Origin of the sequence: Rhizobium sp. AC44/96, from assembly GCF_001692185.1 — a bacterium.
In the GTDB taxonomy this organism is placed as follows: domain Bacteria; phylum Pseudomonadota; class Alphaproteobacteria; order Rhizobiales; family Rhizobiaceae; genus Rhizobium.
In genome coordinates, this window is sequence record NZ_LXKO01000014.1 from 593,759 (window position 1) to 610,138 (window position 16,380).

The following is a 16,380-nucleotide window of genomic DNA, read 5'->3' on the forward strand; positions in this document are numbered from 1 at the left end:
CTAGGCTTGAAGCGCCAGGCGGCGGCGCAGGCGCGCAGTTCTGCCATTGCCGGCATTCGTCGCGAGCTTCTGGAAGGCATCCAGATAGTTGTCTTTCGTGCGCAGGATATGCGCCGTGAGCATATCGGCGAGTTCGGCGCGCCTGTCGTCGGCAAGCAGCGCAATCATGTCCGTGTGATCGCGGTATGACCGATCCGGCTCGCCCTCCGCGCGGATGGCGAGATGGGTCCTCAGCGATGCGACGCGGCCAAGAATGAGGTCGTATGCACTCTGCAGGTAGCGATTGCCGCAATAGCGGAAGAAGGCCAGGTGAAAGGCCGTGTCGGCGCGCCCGTAAGCCTGCATGTCGCCGGTCTCGACGGCCCTGTCCATGACGACGAGCTGTTGCTTCAACTCCCCAACCGCGGCCTTGAGCGCCTTTGTGGGTGTGAGTGCCACGGCCTGTTGCTCCAGGCCGATCCGGTAGTCGCATAGCTCGGCGATATCTTCGAGCGTCGGCGTGAAGACATAGGTGCCGGATTTCGGGATAATGGTGACGAGGCCTTCGATCTGCAGAAGGTTGAGGGCTTCACGCACAGGCGTACGGCTCACCTCGAAAGCGGATGCAAGCGTGTCCTCGGAGAGGTTTTCACCGAACTCGAATTCCGCGTCGACAATCGCCGCGCGGATCTTGTCGGCGATTGTCGCCACCAGGCTCTTGTTGGCTTTCACCGTGGGATTGGGCATGCCCGCTTATGTCCTTGAAACGAATCCGGCAGCGTTTTTCAACGCTGCCGGAAGTCTGGTCTAGTCGCGCTTGGCTTTCAAGCTCATGCAGAGGAAGAAGGCGATGATCGGGAAGATCGCAAGCGTCAGAAGCGACAGCGAGAAACTGTCCGTGGCGCTTTTTACCCAGCCGACGATGTAGGGGCCGGTAAAGCCGCCGATCTGGGCAAAGCCGTTGATCGCCGCAAGGCCGCCGGCTGCTGCTGCGCCCGTCAGGAACTGTGTCGGCAGCGTCCAGAATACGCCGAGATACGACCACAGGAAGAAGGCGCAGAGGCACAGGAGCGCAAGACCGACATAGGGATTCGGGACTAGTGCGCTGGCCGCCAGGAACAGGCCGCCGAAGAGCCCGGAAATCGCCGTGTGGATCTTGCGTTCGCCGGTGCGGTCGGAGCTGCGTGAAATCACGATGAGACCAGCGGCCGCGAAGATAAACGGGATCGCAGAGACAAAACCGGTCTGGACCGTGCTCAGGCCGAAGGTCTTGACGATCTGCGGCAGCCACATGATCACGCCGTAAACCGCGATACCGTTGAACATGTAGACAAGGGTGAGCAGCCAGACGCGGAAATCGCTGAAGATTTCGCGCAGGCTATGGCGCGTATCGGTCTTCAGGTTCTTCTGGTCTTCGGCAAGCTGTTCCAGCAGCCACGCGCGCTCGTCGGCCGCAAGCCACTTCGTATCCTTGGCAGGCGAATCGACCAGATAGAAGAAGGTGATGACGCCGAGCAAGATAGCGGGAATGCCCTCGAGGACGAACATTGCCTGCCAGCCGTGCATTCCGAGGAAACCTTCGCCCGCATCGATGAGCCAGCCGGAAATCGGCGCGCCGATGACGATCGACAAAACGGTCGCCGTCATGAACAGGGCCGTGGCGCGACCGCGTTCCTTGGCGGGGAACCAGTAGGTCAGATAGAGAAGCACACCCGGTGCGAAGCCGGCTTCGGCAACGCCGAGCAGGAAGCGCAGGATGTAGAACGACGTCGGGCCCTGCACAAAGGCCATGGCACAGGAGACCAGACCCCAGGTGACCATGATACGCGCGATCCAGATGCGCGGGCCGACCTTGTGAAGGATCATGTTGCTCGGAATTTCAAAGGCGAGATAGCCGATGAAGAAAATGCCTGCACCCAGACCGAACATGTAGGGCGTAAGCCCGATGTCGTCGTTCATGTGAAGTGCGGCGAAACCGATATTCACGCGGTCGAGATAGTTCACGATGAAGCAAACGAAACAGAACAGCACGATCCGGAGATTGAGCTTGTGGATCGTTCGGTCACGGAGACTGGTGTTCAAATAAGCGCCGTGCGCGCTGCTCGCGTCCGCCATGGCATCCTCCCTGCAAATAGATGCCGCCCTCCGCGGCACCTTCGCAAGCCCCTATAGAGGAGCAAACTGGAATGCACAAGTGGGGCACATAAACTAGAACCCTAGTTGACATTCTTTCGCCGAGGGTCTTTCTTCGCGGCGAACTCAACATGGCGCCGTTAGCGGCGGGAGGATTACGTGCAGCAGTCTCATTCAGCCGCAACAAGCGTCGGTTACTTTCAAGATCGCGTGGCCTTGGTAACCGGAGGAGCATCCGGAATCGGCCGGGCCGTGACCGACAAGCTCGTCGGTCTGGGCGCAAGGGTCGGCGTGTGGGATATCAACGCAGAACGATTGGCAGAGTGCCGGACTGCGCACGGCGATCGCGTCATGACGGCAGTCGTCAATGTTGCCGAACGAAAGGCCGTTGACGCTGCCATGGAGGCGCTCGTTGCGAACTTCGGCGGCGTCGATCATCTGCTGAACAATGCGGGCATTATTGGTACACGGATGACCGCGGAAGACATGAACGAACTCGAACTTGATCGTGTCCTCTCGGTCAACCTCAAGAGCGCGTTTTACGTTTCAAGTGCCTTCATCCGCGCGCCATCTGCCCGAGAGGACCGCTCCGTCGTCAACCTGTCGTCGATTGCCGCTCGCACGGGCGGCATGGTCGGCAACATCGCTTATGCGACAACCAAGGGCGCTATCGCATCCTTCACCGTGGCGCTTGCCAAGGAGTTGGCACCCAAGGCCCGCGTCAATGCTCTGGCGCCCGGCGTCATCAACACGGAAATCCAGCAGGATGTCTTTGCCGATCCAGCAAATATCGAGGCCATGGCGAGCGTGATTCCTTTGAAGCGCCTGGGGACGGCGGCCGAGGTGGCCGATGCGGCGGTCTGGCTGCTATCCGGCGCGGCATCCTACATCACCGGCGTCGTTGTCGACGTATCGGGCGGTCGTTGATTGAGGAGGATGCGATGAAGAATGCAGCTGAAAAACTCCGCGCGGATGTGCTTTCAGGACGCCTTCTCCAGGCGCCGGGCGCACCGGATGCGTTGACCGCTCGCCTCATCGAGATGGCTGGCTTTCCGGCGATCTATATGACCGGGTTTGGCGCAACCGCCTCTCGGCTTGGCCTTCCGGACATCGGTCTCCTGACCCAGACGGAAATGACGACCCATGCGCGTGATATGGTCAGGGCCGTTACCGTTCCTGTGATTGCCGATGCCGATACCGGTTACGGCGGACCGGCCAATATCCGCCGTACGATCGAGGAATATATCCAGGCCGGCGTTGCCGCAATCCATTTCGAAGATCAACAATTGCCCAAACGCTGCGGCCAGCGCGCCGGCGTGCGCGTCATCCCCGCCGATGAGAACGTCCGCCGCCTGCGTTGCGCCGTTGAGGCGCGCGGCAGGGATCCGATGTTGCTGATCGCCCGAACCGATGCGATCCAGAGCGAGGGGATCGATGAGGCAATGCGCCGCGCCAAGCTCTATCAGGATGCCGGGGCGGATCTGGTTTTCGTGGACGGGATCAAAAAGATCGCCGATGTCGAGGCCGTGTCGAAGGGCGTGCCCGGTGCAAAGGTGGTCAGCATCGTGGACGGCAACGAAACCACCGCACTTACCGCGAACGATCTCGAGGAGATGGGCTTCAACATCGCCTTCTATGCGCTTTCGGCACTGTTTTCCGCAGTGAAAGCCGTTCGCCAGACGCTTGATGTGCTGAAGTCGGAGGGCACCCCGAAGAGTCGGGCCGATGCCATGATAACCTATGCAGAGTTCAGTGCCGTGACGGGGCTTGCCGAATACGACGCGCTCGACGACCGCTTCGGCTGGCCGGAACACAAGTAGGGCCCGGTCAGGGAGGGTATTGTCATGAAAACCTCAATCGCTACCGTATCGATCAGCGGAGAGTTGCCTGAAAAGCTTGAGGCGATTGCGCGCGCCGGCTTTGACGGCGTCGAGATCTTTGAAAACGACTTCCTGGCTTTCGACGGCAGTCCAGCGGATGTCGGCCGGATGGCGCGCGACGTCGGGCTTGAGATCACTCTGTTCCAGCCGTTCCGCGATTTCGAGGGCATGCCGGCCTCGCACCGGAGCCGCACATTCGACAGGGCCGAGCGCAAGTTCGACGTCATCCAGGAGCTTGGTACCGATCTGGTGCTCGTCTGCTCGAACGTGTCTCCGCTCTCGCTTGGGGGAATCGACCGGGCCGCCGACGATTTCCGCGAACTCGGCGAACGGGCAGCGAAGCGTGGCCTCAGGGTTGGCTACGAGGCACTCGCCTGGGGGCGACACATCAGTGATCATCGCGACGCCTGGGAGATCGTTCGGCGCGCGGACCATCCTAACATCGGTCTGATCCTCGACAGTTTTCATACCCTGTCGCGCAAGATCGATGTCAATTCGATCCGCTCCATCCCCAAGGAGAAGATCTTCATCGTGCAACTGGCCGATGCACCGCTGATCGACATGGACCTCCTCTATTGGTCGCGCCATTTCCGCAACATGCCCGGTGAGGGCGATCTTCCGGTTGGTGCGTTTACATCAGCCATCGCCGAAACCGGATACGACGGTTATTTCTCGCTGGAGATCTTCAACGACCAGTTTCGCGGTGGCTCGCCGCGCTCGATCGCCGCCGATGGCCATCGCTCGCTGATCTATCTCGGCGATCAGGTCCGCCGCTCTCCTGGCGTCACGGCGCTGACGGTACCCCCCATGCCGGAACGTGCGAAGGTCCACGGCGTCGGCTTCGTCGAATTTTCCGCCGACGAAAAGGATGCACGCGACCTCGTCGCGATGCTGAGAACGCTTGGTTTCCGCAAGGTGGCGGGGCACCGGACGAAGAAGGTCGGACTGTTCAGCCAGGGCGAAATCCGACTGATCGTCAACACTGAGGATAAGGGCTTCGCCAACGCTTCGTTCGTCGTGCATGGCACGACGGCCTATGCCATGGCACTCGCGGTGGACGATGCCAAGGCCGCGTTTGCCCGCGCGATCGCGCTTGGCGCCGAGCCGTTCGAGCAGCCAGTGGCGGACGGCGAGATGCAGATTCCGGCAATCCGAGGAGTGGGCGGTGGCCTGATCTATCTGATTGATCACAAGAGCGATCTTGGCCGCTTCCCCGAGGTCGATTTTGTCGCTGTAGAGGACCAGGCCGATGAAGCGGTGTGCTCCGCGCATCTCAACCGCGTGGATCACGTCGCGCAGACGGTTGCCTACGACGAGATGCTGACCTGGCTCCTGTTCTACACATCGATCTTCGAAACCAGCAAGACACCGGTGGTCGACATCATCGATCCGGCCGGCATCGTTCGCAGCCAGGTGATTGAAAACAACAGCGGCGAACTGAGGATTACGCTGAATGGTGCGGAAAACCGCCGCACGCTTGCCGGTCATTTCATCGCCGAGACGTTCGGCTCCGGTGTGCAGCACCTGGCATTCTCTACTAATAACATTTTCGCCACCGCCGCGGCGTTGACGAAGAACGGCTTCAAGCCACTTCCGATCTCACAGAACTATTATGGCGACGTGGAAGCCCGCTTCGGGCTGGAACCCGAGCTGACTGAACGGCTGAAGGCACACAACATTCTTTATGACCGCGACGAGCACGGCGAATATTTCCACCTCTACAGCGGAACCTATGGCGAGGGCTTTTTCTTCGAAATCGTCGAGCGCCGCGCCTATCGCGGCTACGGTGCTCCCAACGCCATCTTCCGCATTGCCGCGCTGAAGAAGGCACTTCGGCCGGAAGGGATGCCAAAGGAATAAGCGTGTCGATTACGTGCGAACCGGCAAAAGATTGCGGGACGCGTGCGGCACGTCGTTCAAAGCTTGGCGTCAGCCTCATAAGCTGGATCGTAGGGGTAGCCAATTTTCAGAAGCGAAGATACCGGCGAACAGCACGATAACTGAATCCCGTGGCCGTCCGCGTAGATCTTCACGGCTTCAAACGCGCCGAGAAGCCGCACTTCGGCGCGTGCGAGACCGCTGAACGAGACAGCCCCCTCTTTCTCGTAGAAGCGAGGTTGCTGCGAATTGTTCAAATCAATGCCGAAAAAGAGGATGTGTTTCGGTTGGGATGCAACAGCGAACTGCGTAACTGTGGTCGCCACTGAGCCGGCAGGAATAGTGCCGCAGTCTGGATCGAGAGAGATGGCTCCGTTTTGCGCACCGAATACAGAACATTCCCTTGCAAAATCGGACACGCTTCGCCTTTTGTGCTGGTACGGGGCAAGTCCATTGCGGATCAGCACGATTTTTCTGCCGGATATCCAGGTTCTATCGAGCTCGCAAATGGCTCGAATGACCTCAAGCGACAACAGGCAGGTCGTATCGCGTCCGACATAATTTTGGACAAAATCAAAATGATGCCAGATAAACCGCTCGTCTTCGATTGCAATGGCGAGCGGATCCCGGATTTCGGTCCCGATCAGCTTGATGGCGCCGTTCAACAGAATCGCCTGATGGGGTGGAATGTGATCGATTCGACACTGATTGATCGACGGTCCACTGCCCACGATCGCAATCGTGTCCGGCCATTGCAAATCCCGAAAGTTCACGGCGTTTGCGAGCGATTGTCCCTTATAGATTATGGTGGTCGCGTTGTTGTCTGATCGGGTCTGGAATTCCAATCCTGGAAGCCAGTCCTGAAAGTGACTTTTCGAACGCCCAAGAAGAAGTCTGGTACCGATCTTGATAAGCGATCTATGAAAGGGCCGTCCGCTTTTTCTGACTTGCATCGTCTACTCTGTGTTTCAGGCGTCAGCACGACATGGCAACGGCGATCTAAAAACCAGCGCCATCAATATTTAACCGCCGGCCGCATTGCAGAAGCACAATCAAACACTGCTTTGATTATAGCAACTCCACCTTTTTCCTGCCTCAATACTCAGGAGGGCAACGATGTCGGTCAATCTCATGTTGTAAATCCTTCGAGGGGAACTGGCTATAAGCCTGCCTTGTCTCGTTTCTTTCCCAATTCGAAACAGGACCTGAGGCTTTGTATATAAGAAATTGATTAAAGATGTTCACCTACGCCCAATTTCTCAACAAGGTCGATGATCGCCAGATCACGCACGGTTTCGAGCTCTATATTTGTCACGGCTATCCGCACGCGTTCTTCATATCGCTGCCGCGATGCCGGAGACGCCGGGCCACGAGCGAGCTTCTGTTCCAACTCTTCCTTCGATTTCCCATAATAATGGTTCAACTGCAGAAAATCCGACGAATAGAATTCAGGCCGCTTTCTTCCTCTGCGACTAAACACCTCTCCGCGATCATTGGACGTCAATTCTCCGTGATCTCTGGTGCTGAAATGATGAATGCTGACTTCCGTCACTTCGCAAGGATCGACGATGCACTTGAAGTTGCTGGCATTCTTAAGCCTGCTCATCGGATCTTTTGCTCTGTAGGTATAGTTCCGGCTCACCGGACCCGCTGGTCTTTGAATGTGACCCGATGAGCCAAACATATGCCAGGGCAATGAGATGTTCGGAAACCCCTTCGATCCGCTGAGACTATCGGCGATGGAAAGGCCTTTCTTCGGTACGATGAATTCATCGACATCGATGAATGCAAACCGCTCAAATTCGCTTCCGAAGTTAAGGATGGCGTGGGCGAAAGCTATGGTCTGGCTGTTGAGAATATTGCCGGAATACCCGTCACTCATCCTCCCACGCCATGGGATAACCGTTAGTGCCTCGGCGGGCAGCCGTTCTCTGGCGACGTCGAGGGTGCGGTCGTCGCTTCCATCGTCATAGAGAAAGAAATGCGCGGCACCCACGGCACGATGAAATGTCAGCCACTCGGCTATATAAGGCTCTTCATTTTTGACGCACGCAACGATGGCTATCCCGTTGCGCGTCGTCGACGGTTTCGGAGGAACAATCGATATCGTCTTGCTGTACGGCTGCTTTTTCCGAAAGAACTTCATTAGCACGTCCTTCGTCTCCGACGTTTGCCCGCATTGTTAAACCAAAGCTTGCTTTGAAATCAACGGCCAAGGGTTGCCAGCTAATATGGGCCGCCAGCGTCGTCGGAAGGTTCAGTTCGCCGGGCTAGGTCGCCTCCCAGGGGAGGCGTCCCCGTCGTTTCGGCAATTTGCATCGTCAGAACTAAATTGCTACAGCTCTGGAGCGATCATTTTCTCTAACTTTACGTCCGGATCCGGCATCCAATGAAGCAAGAGTACGATCAAGGTTTTTATGAAAAGCGTCGATCAAGAACGCTTCCGGCGGCCCGCCACATCCTCCAAATCGTTCGCCAAAAGGTTCCCTTCCAATCGGTCGTGGACTTCGGATGCGGTACCGGTACTTGGTTGAGCGCTGCGCTTGAACTCGGCGCTGAGAACGTCACTGGGTTCGAAGGAAAATGGTTGCGCCGGGAGATGGTTGATGATCCTCGCATCGCGCTCAATCTCCTGGATCTTGAACAAAGGATATCGCTCGAGCGGCCCGTCGACCTGGCGATCTCGCTGGAAGTTGCTGAGCATCTTTCAGAAGGTCGCGCATCAACCTTCGTCGAGGATCTCTGCGCGGCTTCCGATGTCGTGCTGTTCAGCGCTGCCGTGCCCAATCAGGGTGGTCGCGGTCACGTGAACGAGCAGTGGCAGAGTTATTGGGCCGACCTGTTTTTGAGGAAGGGCTATCGAGGTTATGATGTCGTTCGGCCTCAGATCTGGGGAAATGAAGCCATCCGATACTGGTATCAGCAAAACACGATGCTGTTTATCAAGACCGGCAGCGAGCCGGGAGACATGCGAGACACACATCGCGAGCCTTACCAGATGGATATGATCCATCGAGAGCTCTATCAGCGGATGGAAGGCAGGCTGCCATTGGAAAGACTGAAGAAAGTATGGCAGCGCGTAGCGGGTCGCTAAGGTTTCATCCTACCCGCATCGATCGCTGCGATAAAGCGATCCCATCCTTCTAAGGTCATCAGCCGGGCGTTTTCAAAACTTCCCCGAACTCATCTGCATGAGATCGAAGAGCGCAGAGGTGAACTTGTCTTTTTCGGAGGGTGCGACGTGATCGACCGCATCACCCAGCTGCTCGATCGAGATGCACATCGGTTGCGGAGATAGGAGCGGAAGGCCTGAATCCCGGATGATTTCATCGGCTGCTTGGAAATACTGCGCCGAATTCTTGCATGTCGGTTCCGCGAGCGGGCCGTGTATGTAGATACACTTGATCCCCTCCGATGAGCAAAGCGATGCGATCTTTTCGAGATACGCGGGTTTCGTCGCGTTGATTTCGCCCTCTGACAGGGCGGATGGGATCTTTGCCAGGTCCACTCTCGCATGCTGCTCCATATAGTCATTGACGATGTCGAAGTTCTCCTGGTTTGGGCGGCTTTCGTCAAAATACTGCTGGATGAAATCGAAGGCGGAACTCAATTCCTGCAGGTTCATCCGGCTTCGCCACCATGCGGCTAGTCGCGCGAGGCCCTTCGCATCCGAGATCTCGGCCAGCAACTCCTGGTCTACAGGGCGGCGCGTAAGCATGTCGGATGTCTGCATGAGATAGACGATCTTCGGCCTCATGCCTGCCGACAAGGCTCGCCGAAGCATCCAGTAGCTGCCCTCGTAACCAAAGGCTCCGGTCAACGCGAGATTGAGAGTCTGCTCGCCGGACAGCTTGGTCCAGAGCTGTGCGTTCACGGAGTTTCCCAACGAAGAATCGCCGATAAAGAGCTGTTCAGCACGGGCGTGTTCGAGCTTGGCAATCTGGAAGTTGTAGATCTTCTCATAAGGCAAGGAAGGCCGACCCAAGGCGCTCGTTCCTTCGATCACGGCCGCCGACAGGAGCAGGATCGATGCAGCCGTGATCATGAAGGTGCGGATGAAGGGTAGGGTGGATCGTCTCATTTCGATGCCCTAGAACTGGAAGTATATGAATTCGCTCACGTCAGACAGCTTCAATGCGACGAGTGCGAAAACAACGCCGAAAGCCACGCCATGCGCTTTGCTGAATAGCCAGGTCGGAGCGGGAGACTTGGAGATCTCGGTCGCCGGATAACCTTTACTGGGAAGGCCGGTACGGGTCGAAGCGAGAATTTCGTAGATGTTTGGAAGAAGTACGGCGCCGGCTCCGAAAAGGATGATGTAGATAAGCGGCTGCCAATGAGCCACGACGGATTTGGCGTCCGGGCCGAAGCCACCCATGGCTTGCCACATCTGGATCGCGACCCCCATGCTCTCCGCCCGAAAGGGAACCCAAGCAAACATGACGGCGAGCATCGTACAGAGCCAGGCGACATATCGCCAGATCGGGTAGTCGGCGAGCACGCCCGCGAGCGCGGTTTTGCGCCATGCATCGTTGATGAGAAGATAGACCCCATGCAGCGTACCCCACACCAGGAACGTCCATCCCGCGCCATGCCACACCCCGCCAATCACCATGGTGGCGAAGAGATTGAACTGTCTTCGGCGAGGGCTAACCCTGTTGCCGCCCAGCGGAATATAGAGGTAGTCGCGCAGAAAACGGGAAAGCGAAATGTGCCATCGCCGCCAGAAGTCTGAAATTGATGTGCTCTTGTAGGGCGATGCGAAATTGATCGGAAAATCGATGCCGAACATTTTTGCCAGGCCAATGGCCATGTCCGAATAGGCGGAAAAGTCGAAATAGATCTGGAGGCTGTAGCAAAGGATGGCCGTCCAGGCGTCTGCAGACGAGATCATATTCCCGCTCGCGGCGTGTGCGAACACAGCCGTCGAATATGGGGCAACGGTGTCGGTGATCAGGACCTTTTTTGCCAATCCCACGGTGAAGAAGGTCAAGCCGATTGCTAGGTCATCAATCGGGTTTGGTCGAGACCGCCCGAACTGCGACATCATCTCCTTATGGTGGGTGATGGGGCCGGCGATCAGGTGCGGGAAGAAAGAGTTGAATAGCAGATAGCGAACAAAGCTACGCTCTTTCGCCTGTGAGCGCGACACATCCACCAGATAGGCAATTTGCTGAAAGGTGAAAAAGGAAATTCCGATCGGCAGGACGACCGCCACCCAGTCGATGTGTGTGCCGGAAAACCGGGAAACCTGAGAGACGACAAAGTTGGCATATTTGAAGTATGCCAGGAGACCGAGATTGAAGATGATGCCAAGGGCGAGCACGGCCCTTCTGGCCGGCTCCGGGCAGCGCTCGATACCCAATGAGAAGCAAAAATTGGAAACCACGCTCAACAGGAAGATCGGCAGAAAGCTGATATCCCAAGCGGAATAAAAGAACAGAGATGCCGCGACAAGCCACCAGATCGATAACTGCTCAGATCTGGTGTGCAACAGATAGTAAACTGTGATTACAATTGGTAGAAAAGCAAAAATAAATTGCACCGAGTTGAAAAGCATGTGTGCTCTTTTCGGAATGCGTCGCCTAACTTAAGCCGTAGAGCCTTTTCACCTTCGATTTCCACTCGCACATATAGGCCTTAGATGAAGATCGGACAAGGACTAGCCAGGCGCCTGAAATTTCACTGGCGAAAACCAACTCCCCCAGTGCATCCGCAGAACTTTTCGACCCCTGTTGTCGTGGTGGGTTCTGCACCGGTATCAACAAAGCCGGAGGGCTTTGACGACAGCTATGTCGTTATCACTGTCAACGGTTCGCAGGCTGTGTCCGCCAAATGGGGCAGGGCCAAGCCGGATGTGACTTTCATGGCGACAAAGCAAATCGGAGGGGTAAACACCAACGCGGTTTCCGTGCGACGCGTGATCAAAGGTTCGTCTACCGGTCGTTTGTTTGTTGCGCTTTGGAACAGGTCGTTCGACGAACTCAAGGATGCTCTTGTTCCGCTCGAATATGGATACGATGAGCTCTATGTGTTGTCGCGAATGGAGCGCATGGCGCTTCATCGCTCTGTGACCGGTGAGCTAAATCTCGAGCTCCGTGCAGACGATCGATTTTCGAACGGCATCACGGGTGTGCTGTATGCCCTGGCCAACAACGCGCCTGCGGTCATCATCACCGGTATTGACCCGTCATCATCCGGCCACACCTACAACGATGCAAACCTGCGTCGCCAACACGCCGAAACGGATGCTGATGTCCTCCAGTTATTGATAAAGAACGGATGGCCCCTTTACACCGCAGATGTTAGCGTGGCTGAGGCAGTCGGAATACCACTTTGGAGTGCACCTTAAGAAAGAGGATAAAATGCCGGATAAGCTGGATATTTATATTGGCTGGGATTCTCGAGAACCTATAGCGTACGACGTGGCGAAAGCCTCCATTGACAAACACACCTCGATCCCCACTCGCGTTATTCCCATCAAGCTTCAAGACTTGGTCGACCGTGGCGCCTATACGCGGGATATCGATCCGCTAGCCTCCACCGAGTTTACCTATTCCCGTTTTTTCACTCCCTGGCTGGCCGGTTTTAAAGGCTGGGCACTTTTTTGTGATTGCGACTTCCTCTTTTTCGGCGACGTAGCCGGCCTCCTCAAATACCGGGACGACACAAAGGCGGTCGTGTGCGTGCACCACGATTATACGCCGAAGGAGGGTCTGAAGATGGACGGGAAAGTCCAGACCACCTATCCGCGCAAGAACTGGTCTTCTTTCATGCTTTTCAATTGCGAGCATCCGTCTACGCGGAAACTTACGCCTGAACTTATCAATCGCGAGAGTGGGGCATATCTACACCGCATGCAGTGGGCGGAAGATTCCGAAATCGGCGAGGTTCCACTGGAGTGGAACTGGCTGGAAGGGTGGAACGAGAAACCGGAATCCGGATACCCGAAGGCGGTTCACTTCACCAATGGTGGTCCGTGGTTCAAGGATTGGCAAAACGTGGAGTATGCGGCCGAGTGGAAGGCCTTTGCCGACAAGATAGATCCCGAATTCCAGCCGATCTGATCGCCAGCCACCGGGGGTGAAGCCTTGGGCGACCGAACGACCCTCCGTGTGGGGCCGTTCGGCAAGCAGCTGAGTTCAGTTCGCCGTCGCAGTCGAGGTTCCGATGACGAGTTCAGCGATGTCAGGCGGTCTGCCCCTGCCATATCGGTATGCCAGTCGACGCAGAGACCTCGGGATCGGCGGTATAAATCGGGAATCCCTTTTGACGAAGCAGAACGAGTATTTCCCTGTCCTTCTTCATATGCAGGCGCGGCAAATCCTTCGTGTTGTAGATGTGCCCGGAGGAATCAGGATTGATGCCGGTTATGATCACCGCCGTTGCACCTTGGTGAAGGGCAAACATGACGCCAATGATCCCGTTGGAGTATTTGTCTTCCGTGTCGATCTCGAAAGACTTAACGCCCGTGACGCGATCGATCAGCGCAATGCGATCATATCGGTCGACGATCTCCAAATGGCCGAAGGTGTAGTTGAATTTGGCGATAGCCTCTTTGAGTTGCGGCAGGCCTTTTCTCCAGAGGAAGACATAGAGGCGCTTGGTTCTAAGGCCGTTTAGAACGCGGCGAACCTCGATCGCGTTTGTATTCTCACTCTCGATCTGGCGAGGCTGCATGAGGGTAATGTGGGGTTCATCAATCCCCCATCGGTCAATCACGGTTTGGGAACCGTTGATCGAGATTATGCCATAGCTGGCATCAAGTCCGACGGGCTTGTGGGAGACTGGCGCCGATCCGACGACGACAACGGGACCGGTAAAATGTGGACTGCTCTTAAGCGGGACTGGCCGCGTCAATGCATATTTCAGGCGGCGGTAAACCTGCCTGTGAAAGATCTTTCCGAAACTGGGCATAAAAGCTTCCTGCTTGCGATGAAGAAGGTCCTATGACTTGGGGTGGTGTCGCCTCGTAAGGTGGATATTCAAGCATGCCTGAAGTCAATGACAAAGTGCAGGTTCGCTGCTTGAGGCTTCGCTTTGCGTGCGATCTCCGGCTCTGTTAAGGATGCGTCTGTCTGCAAAACGAAACCGAAGTGAAAGAGCCGACACCGATGTTCCTGAGCGATCGCCAAACCGAAATAGTCGACAGGGCAAAGGCGAATGGGCGCGTGTTCGTCGAGGAATTGGCGGCCCATTTTTCGGTCACTCCGCAAACCATCCGCAAGGACCTGAACGATCTTTGCGATGCGCAGATCCTGACGCGCGTGCATGGCGGCGCCACGTTCCCGAGCGGGACCGAAAATGTGAAATACGAGGCACGACGGCAGATTGCCGCGGCTGAGAAGCAAGAGATTGGTGTCGCTGCCGCCAGTCTCATTCCCAACAATGCCTCCCTCTTCATCAATATCGGCACGACGACGGAGGCGGTAGGAGAGGCCTTGATCAATCACCACGAATTGATGGTGATCACCAACAACATCAATGTCGCCAACAGGCTGAGAATTCTGCCGGCCATCGAAGTCGTCATCGCCGGCGGGGTCGTGCGCGGCTCCGATGGCGGGATCGTGGGTGAGGCGGCTGTCGATTTCATCCGGCAGTTCAAGGTGGACTACGCCGTCATCGGCGCTTCGGCAATCGATGCTGATGGCGCGCTGCTCGATTATGATTTTCGTGAGGTCAAGGTCGCCCAAGCGATCATCGCCAATGCGCGGCATGTTGTGCTGGTCGCCGACTCCACCAAGTTCGAGCGCACCGCTCCGGTCCGGATCGCGCAGCTTTCGCAGGTAAACACCTTCATCACCGACCAATGCGTTACTCCCTCCATTCGCCAACTCTGTCTGGAGAATGATGTCAGGCTGATCGAAACCAGCGCACAAGGGCAGGCCGCGCGGAGCGATCACCGATGACAATTGGGCTTCATTTCTATCTGCTGTTGCGCTAGCGTTTGCTCCATGAGCATAGAAACAGTCCGCGCATTCTTCATGGCGTCCGCTCCCGACGTCGAAATCATCGAAACATCCGAGAGTTCGTCGACAGTGGCACTGGCGGCGGAGGCCCATGGTGTCGATCCCGCGCAGATTGCGAAGACGATCTGCCTGCGGGTCGGTGATGAGCCGATCCTCGTCGTCGCCGGCGGTCTGGCAAGGCTCGACAACCGAAAATTCAAGGATACCTTCGGCGCAAAGGGCCGCATGCTGGGTGCCGAGGAAGTGGTCGAGGTCACCAGCCATCCTGTCGGCGGCGTCTGCCCATTCGGGCTTCCAACGCCCCTGCCTGTCTATTGCGATGTCTCGCTGCGACGTTTCGAGGTGGTCGTGCCGGCGGCAGGATCCACCAATTCGGCCGTACGCATATCGACCGAACGACTGGCGGAATTGACCAATGCAACCTGGGTCGATGTCTGTCAGTGAGCCAATTGCCGCCGAAAAGCTTCAAACGCGGAAAAAGCCACCTATATATCTCCCGACATCCGATAGTGGGTTGCAGAGGAGAGATTGAATGCCCCGTGCCGTTTCGCGTTTTGCCAAGGTTGCGGCGATTGCCGTCCTGACGGGCGCTACCGTGTTTGCCTCGATCGGGGAGGCTGATGCGCGGCGCGCTGGAAGCTTCGGTTTCGGTAGCCGTGGGACGCGCACCTTCCAGGCGCCACCTGTTACCAGAACAGCCCCGGCTCCGGCGGCACCGATCGATCGTTCGATGACGACTCGTCCGCAAACGACTGCGCCTTATGCTAACCAGCAACCCGCAGGGGTCCAGCGCCCGGGCATGTTTGGTGGCTTTGGCCGCTCGATGATCGGCGGCCTCGTTGCCGGTGGATTGCTCGGCATGCTCCTTGGCCACGGCTTCGGCGGCGGCTTCGGCTTCCTCGGGATGCTCTTGCAGGTAGCCCTGATCGGCATGGCGATCTCGTTTGCGATGCGTTACTTCGCCAATCGCCGACAGCCCTCCTATGGCGCCGCGTCGCAAGGCGCTGCACACAACATGGCATCGAGCGCGAACTCATCCTTCCACATCCCGTCGATCGGCTCTGCGGCCGGCCTCGGTCAGTCGCGGCAAAGTGCCAAGGCGGATGACGAAATTGGTTTGAAACAGACCGATCTCGACAATTTCGAGCAGCTTCTGACCGAAGTGCAGACCGCCTACGGCAGCGAGGACTATGCTACGCTGAGGCGCCTCACGACCCCGGAAGCGATGTCCTATCTCGCCGAGGAACTAGGCGAAAACGCCACCAATGGTGTGCGCAACGAAGTGTCTGATGTGAAGCTCTTGCAGGGTGACATTGCGGAAGCGTGGCGCGAAGACGGCTCTGAATATGCGACGCTTGCGATGCGATACTCGTCGATCGACGCACTGGTCGAGCGGGCAGGCGGGCGAGTGGTGAGCGGTGACAACAGCCACCCGACCGAGACGGCCGAGGTCTGGACCTTCGTCCGCAAGCCGGGCGCCGATTGGAAACTCGCCGCCATTCAGGGTACGGAACAGCGCGCCGCGTAATCGCGGCGCCTGC

General features: G+C 57.2%; 16 protein-coding genes. 9 read left to right on the plus strand and 7 right to left on the minus strand.

Features of this window, described 5'->3' with window-relative positions; all coding sequences use genetic code 11:
* Together A6U87_RS15280 and A6U87_RS15285 are read right to left on the minus strand one after the other, a co-directional pair.
* Entirely contained in the window at positions 1-726 is a 726-nt protein-coding gene (locus A6U87_RS15280; protein ID WP_065692084.1) for a GntR family transcriptional regulator, read from the minus strand.
* 60 nt (positions 727-786) lie between these two features.
* The gene (locus A6U87_RS15285) at positions 787-2,094 is read right to left on the minus strand and encodes an MFS transporter (RefSeq protein ID WP_065692085.1); all 1,308 of its coding nucleotides are present in this window, start codon (positions 2,092-2,094) and stop codon (positions 787-789) included.
* Between the two features lie 228 nt (positions 2,095-2,322).
* Here A6U87_RS15285 and A6U87_RS15290 point away from each other — a divergent pair, with 228 nt between their 5' ends.
* From A6U87_RS15290 to A6U87_RS15300, 3 genes are read left to right on the plus strand one after another with little or no spacing between them, the layout of a single operon-like run.
* Positions 2,323-3,039 (plus strand): SDR family NAD(P)-dependent oxidoreductase, encoded by a 717-nt coding sequence (locus tag A6U87_RS15290; protein ID WP_275078408.1) that lies wholly within the window; start codon positions 2,323-2,325, stop codon positions 3,037-3,039.
* Between the two features lie 14 nt (positions 3,040-3,053).
* Positions 3,054-3,932, plus strand: coding sequence for an oxaloacetate decarboxylase (locus A6U87_RS15295; RefSeq protein WP_065692087.1), 879 nt, complete (start codon positions 3,054-3,056; stop codon positions 3,930-3,932).
* 24 nt (positions 3,933-3,956) lie between these two features.
* Positions 3,957-5,852 carry a bifunctional sugar phosphate isomerase/epimerase/4-hydroxyphenylpyruvate dioxygenase family protein gene (locus A6U87_RS15300; RefSeq protein WP_065692088.1) on the plus strand — a complete coding sequence of 632 codons (1,896 nt, stop codon included), beginning with the start codon at positions 3,957-3,959 and terminating at the stop codon, positions 5,850-5,852.
* Between the two features lie 56 nt (positions 5,853-5,908).
* Here A6U87_RS15300 and A6U87_RS15305 read toward each other — a convergent pair whose 3' ends face one another.
* Complete coding sequence (locus A6U87_RS15305; RefSeq protein WP_065692089.1) at positions 5,909-6,823, minus strand: hypothetical protein; 915 nt, start codon at positions 6,821-6,823, stop codon at positions 5,909-5,911.
* 278 nt (positions 6,824-7,101) lie between these two features.
* Positions 7,102-8,016 carry a glycosyltransferase family 92 protein gene (locus A6U87_RS15310; protein ID WP_065692090.1) on the minus strand — a complete coding sequence of 305 codons (915 nt, stop codon included), beginning with the start codon at positions 8,014-8,016 and terminating at the stop codon, positions 7,102-7,104.
* Positions 8,017-8,259: 243 nt separating this feature from the next.
* On the opposite strand from A6U87_RS15310, the gene A6U87_RS15315 reads away from it, so the two are divergent.
* Positions 8,260-8,964 (plus strand): bifunctional 2-polyprenyl-6-hydroxyphenol methylase/3-demethylubiquinol 3-O-methyltransferase UbiG, encoded by a 705-nt coding sequence (locus A6U87_RS15315; protein ID WP_065692091.1) that lies wholly within the window; start codon positions 8,260-8,262, stop codon positions 8,962-8,964.
* Between the two features lie 72 nt (positions 8,965-9,036).
* On the opposite strand, the gene A6U87_RS15320 is transcribed toward A6U87_RS15315, so the two are convergent.
* Both A6U87_RS15320 and A6U87_RS15325 read right to left on the minus strand, forming a co-directional pair.
* Positions 9,037-9,951 (minus strand): hypothetical protein, encoded by a 915-nt coding sequence (locus A6U87_RS15320; RefSeq protein WP_141683959.1) that lies wholly within the window; start codon positions 9,949-9,951, stop codon positions 9,037-9,039.
* A 9-nt stretch (positions 9,952-9,960) separates the two neighbouring features.
* Positions 9,961-11,430, minus strand: a complete 1,470-nt coding sequence (locus A6U87_RS15325; protein ID WP_065692093.1) for an MBOAT family protein — start codon at positions 11,428-11,430, stop codon at positions 9,961-9,963.
* Between the two features lie 84 nt (positions 11,431-11,514).
* Here A6U87_RS15325 and A6U87_RS15330 point away from each other — a divergent pair, with 84 nt between their 5' ends.
* Complete coding sequence (locus tag A6U87_RS15330; protein WP_065692094.1) at positions 11,515-12,222, plus strand: membrane-anchored protein; 708 nt, start codon at positions 11,515-11,517, stop codon at positions 12,220-12,222.
* 13 nt (positions 12,223-12,235) lie between these two features.
* Positions 12,236-12,937: a glycosyltransferase gene (locus A6U87_RS15335; RefSeq protein ID WP_065692248.1), complete on the plus strand. Its 702-nt coding sequence runs from the start codon at positions 12,236-12,238 to the stop codon at positions 12,935-12,937.
* Positions 12,938-13,058: 121 nt separating this feature from the next.
* On the opposite strand, the gene A6U87_RS15340 is transcribed toward A6U87_RS15335, so the two are convergent.
* Entirely contained in the window at positions 13,059-13,787 is a 729-nt protein-coding gene (locus tag A6U87_RS15340; protein WP_065692095.1) for a membrane-anchored protein, read from the minus strand.
* A gap of 197 nt (positions 13,788-13,984) precedes the next feature.
* Between A6U87_RS15340 and A6U87_RS15345 the strand changes: the two genes are divergently transcribed.
* From A6U87_RS15345 to A6U87_RS15355, 3 genes are all read left to right on the plus strand, one after another.
* Complete coding sequence (locus tag A6U87_RS15345; protein WP_065692096.1) at positions 13,985-14,779, plus strand: DeoR/GlpR family DNA-binding transcription regulator; 795 nt, start codon at positions 13,985-13,987, stop codon at positions 14,777-14,779.
* Between the two features lie 45 nt (positions 14,780-14,824).
* A complete protein-coding gene (locus A6U87_RS15350; protein WP_065692097.1) occupies positions 14,825-15,283 on the plus strand; it encodes a YbaK/EbsC family protein in 459 nt (152 codons plus the stop codon).
* An 88-nt stretch (positions 15,284-15,371) separates the two neighbouring features.
* The gene (locus A6U87_RS15355) at positions 15,372-16,367 is read left to right on the plus strand and encodes a Tim44 domain-containing protein (RefSeq protein WP_065692098.1); all 996 of its coding nucleotides are present in this window, start codon (positions 15,372-15,374) and stop codon (positions 16,365-16,367) included.
* Positions 16,368-16,380 lie beyond the last annotated feature (13 nt).

What these genes read in the sequence shown, in the direction of transcription:
- A6U87_RS15325 (WP_065692093.1), bottom strand. Translation starts at nt 11,430, where the DNA reads ATGCTTTTCAACTCGGTGCAATTTATTTTTGCTTTTCTACCAATTGTA.
- A6U87_RS15300 (WP_065692088.1), top strand. Translation starts at nt 3,957, where the DNA reads ATGAAAACCTCAATCGCTACCGTATCGATCAGCGGAGAGTTGCCTGAA.
- A6U87_RS15285 (WP_065692085.1), bottom strand. Translation starts at nt 2,094, where the DNA reads ATGGCGGACGCGAGCAGCGCGCACGGCGCTTATTTGAACACCAGTCTC.
- A6U87_RS15280 (WP_065692084.1), bottom strand. Translation starts at nt 726, where the DNA reads ATGCCCAATCCCACGGTGAAAGCCAACAAGAGCCTGGTGGCGACAATC.
- A6U87_RS15340 (WP_065692095.1), bottom strand. Translation starts at nt 13,787, where the DNA reads ATGCCCAGTTTCGGAAAGATCTTTCACAGGCAGGTTTACCGCCGCCTG.
- A6U87_RS15320 (WP_141683959.1), bottom strand. Translation starts at nt 9,951, where the DNA reads ATGAGACGATCCACCCTACCCTTCATCCGCACCTTCATGATCACGGCT.
- A6U87_RS15345 (WP_065692096.1), top strand. Translation starts at nt 13,985, where the DNA reads ATGTTCCTGAGCGATCGCCAAACCGAAATAGTCGACAGGGCAAAGGCG.
- A6U87_RS15315 (WP_065692091.1), top strand. Translation starts at nt 8,260, where the DNA reads ATGAAGCAAGAGTACGATCAAGGTTTTTATGAAAAGCGTCGATCAAGA.
- A6U87_RS15350 (WP_065692097.1), top strand. Translation starts at nt 14,825, where the DNA reads ATGAGCATAGAAACAGTCCGCGCATTCTTCATGGCGTCCGCTCCCGAC.
- A6U87_RS15330 (WP_065692094.1), top strand. Translation starts at nt 11,515, where the DNA reads ATGAAGATCGGACAAGGACTAGCCAGGCGCCTGAAATTTCACTGGCGA.
- A6U87_RS15305 (WP_065692089.1), bottom strand. Translation starts at nt 6,823, where the DNA reads ATGCAAGTCAGAAAAAGCGGACGGCCCTTTCATAGATCGCTTATCAAG.
- A6U87_RS15355 (WP_065692098.1), top strand. Translation starts at nt 15,372, where the DNA reads ATGCCCCGTGCCGTTTCGCGTTTTGCCAAGGTTGCGGCGATTGCCGTC.
- A6U87_RS15335 (WP_065692248.1), top strand. Translation starts at nt 12,236, where the DNA reads ATGCCGGATAAGCTGGATATTTATATTGGCTGGGATTCTCGAGAACCT.
- A6U87_RS15310 (WP_065692090.1), bottom strand. Translation starts at nt 8,016, where the DNA reads ATGAAGTTCTTTCGGAAAAAGCAGCCGTACAGCAAGACGATATCGATT.
- A6U87_RS15295 (WP_065692087.1), top strand. Translation starts at nt 3,054, where the DNA reads ATGAAGAATGCAGCTGAAAAACTCCGCGCGGATGTGCTTTCAGGACGC.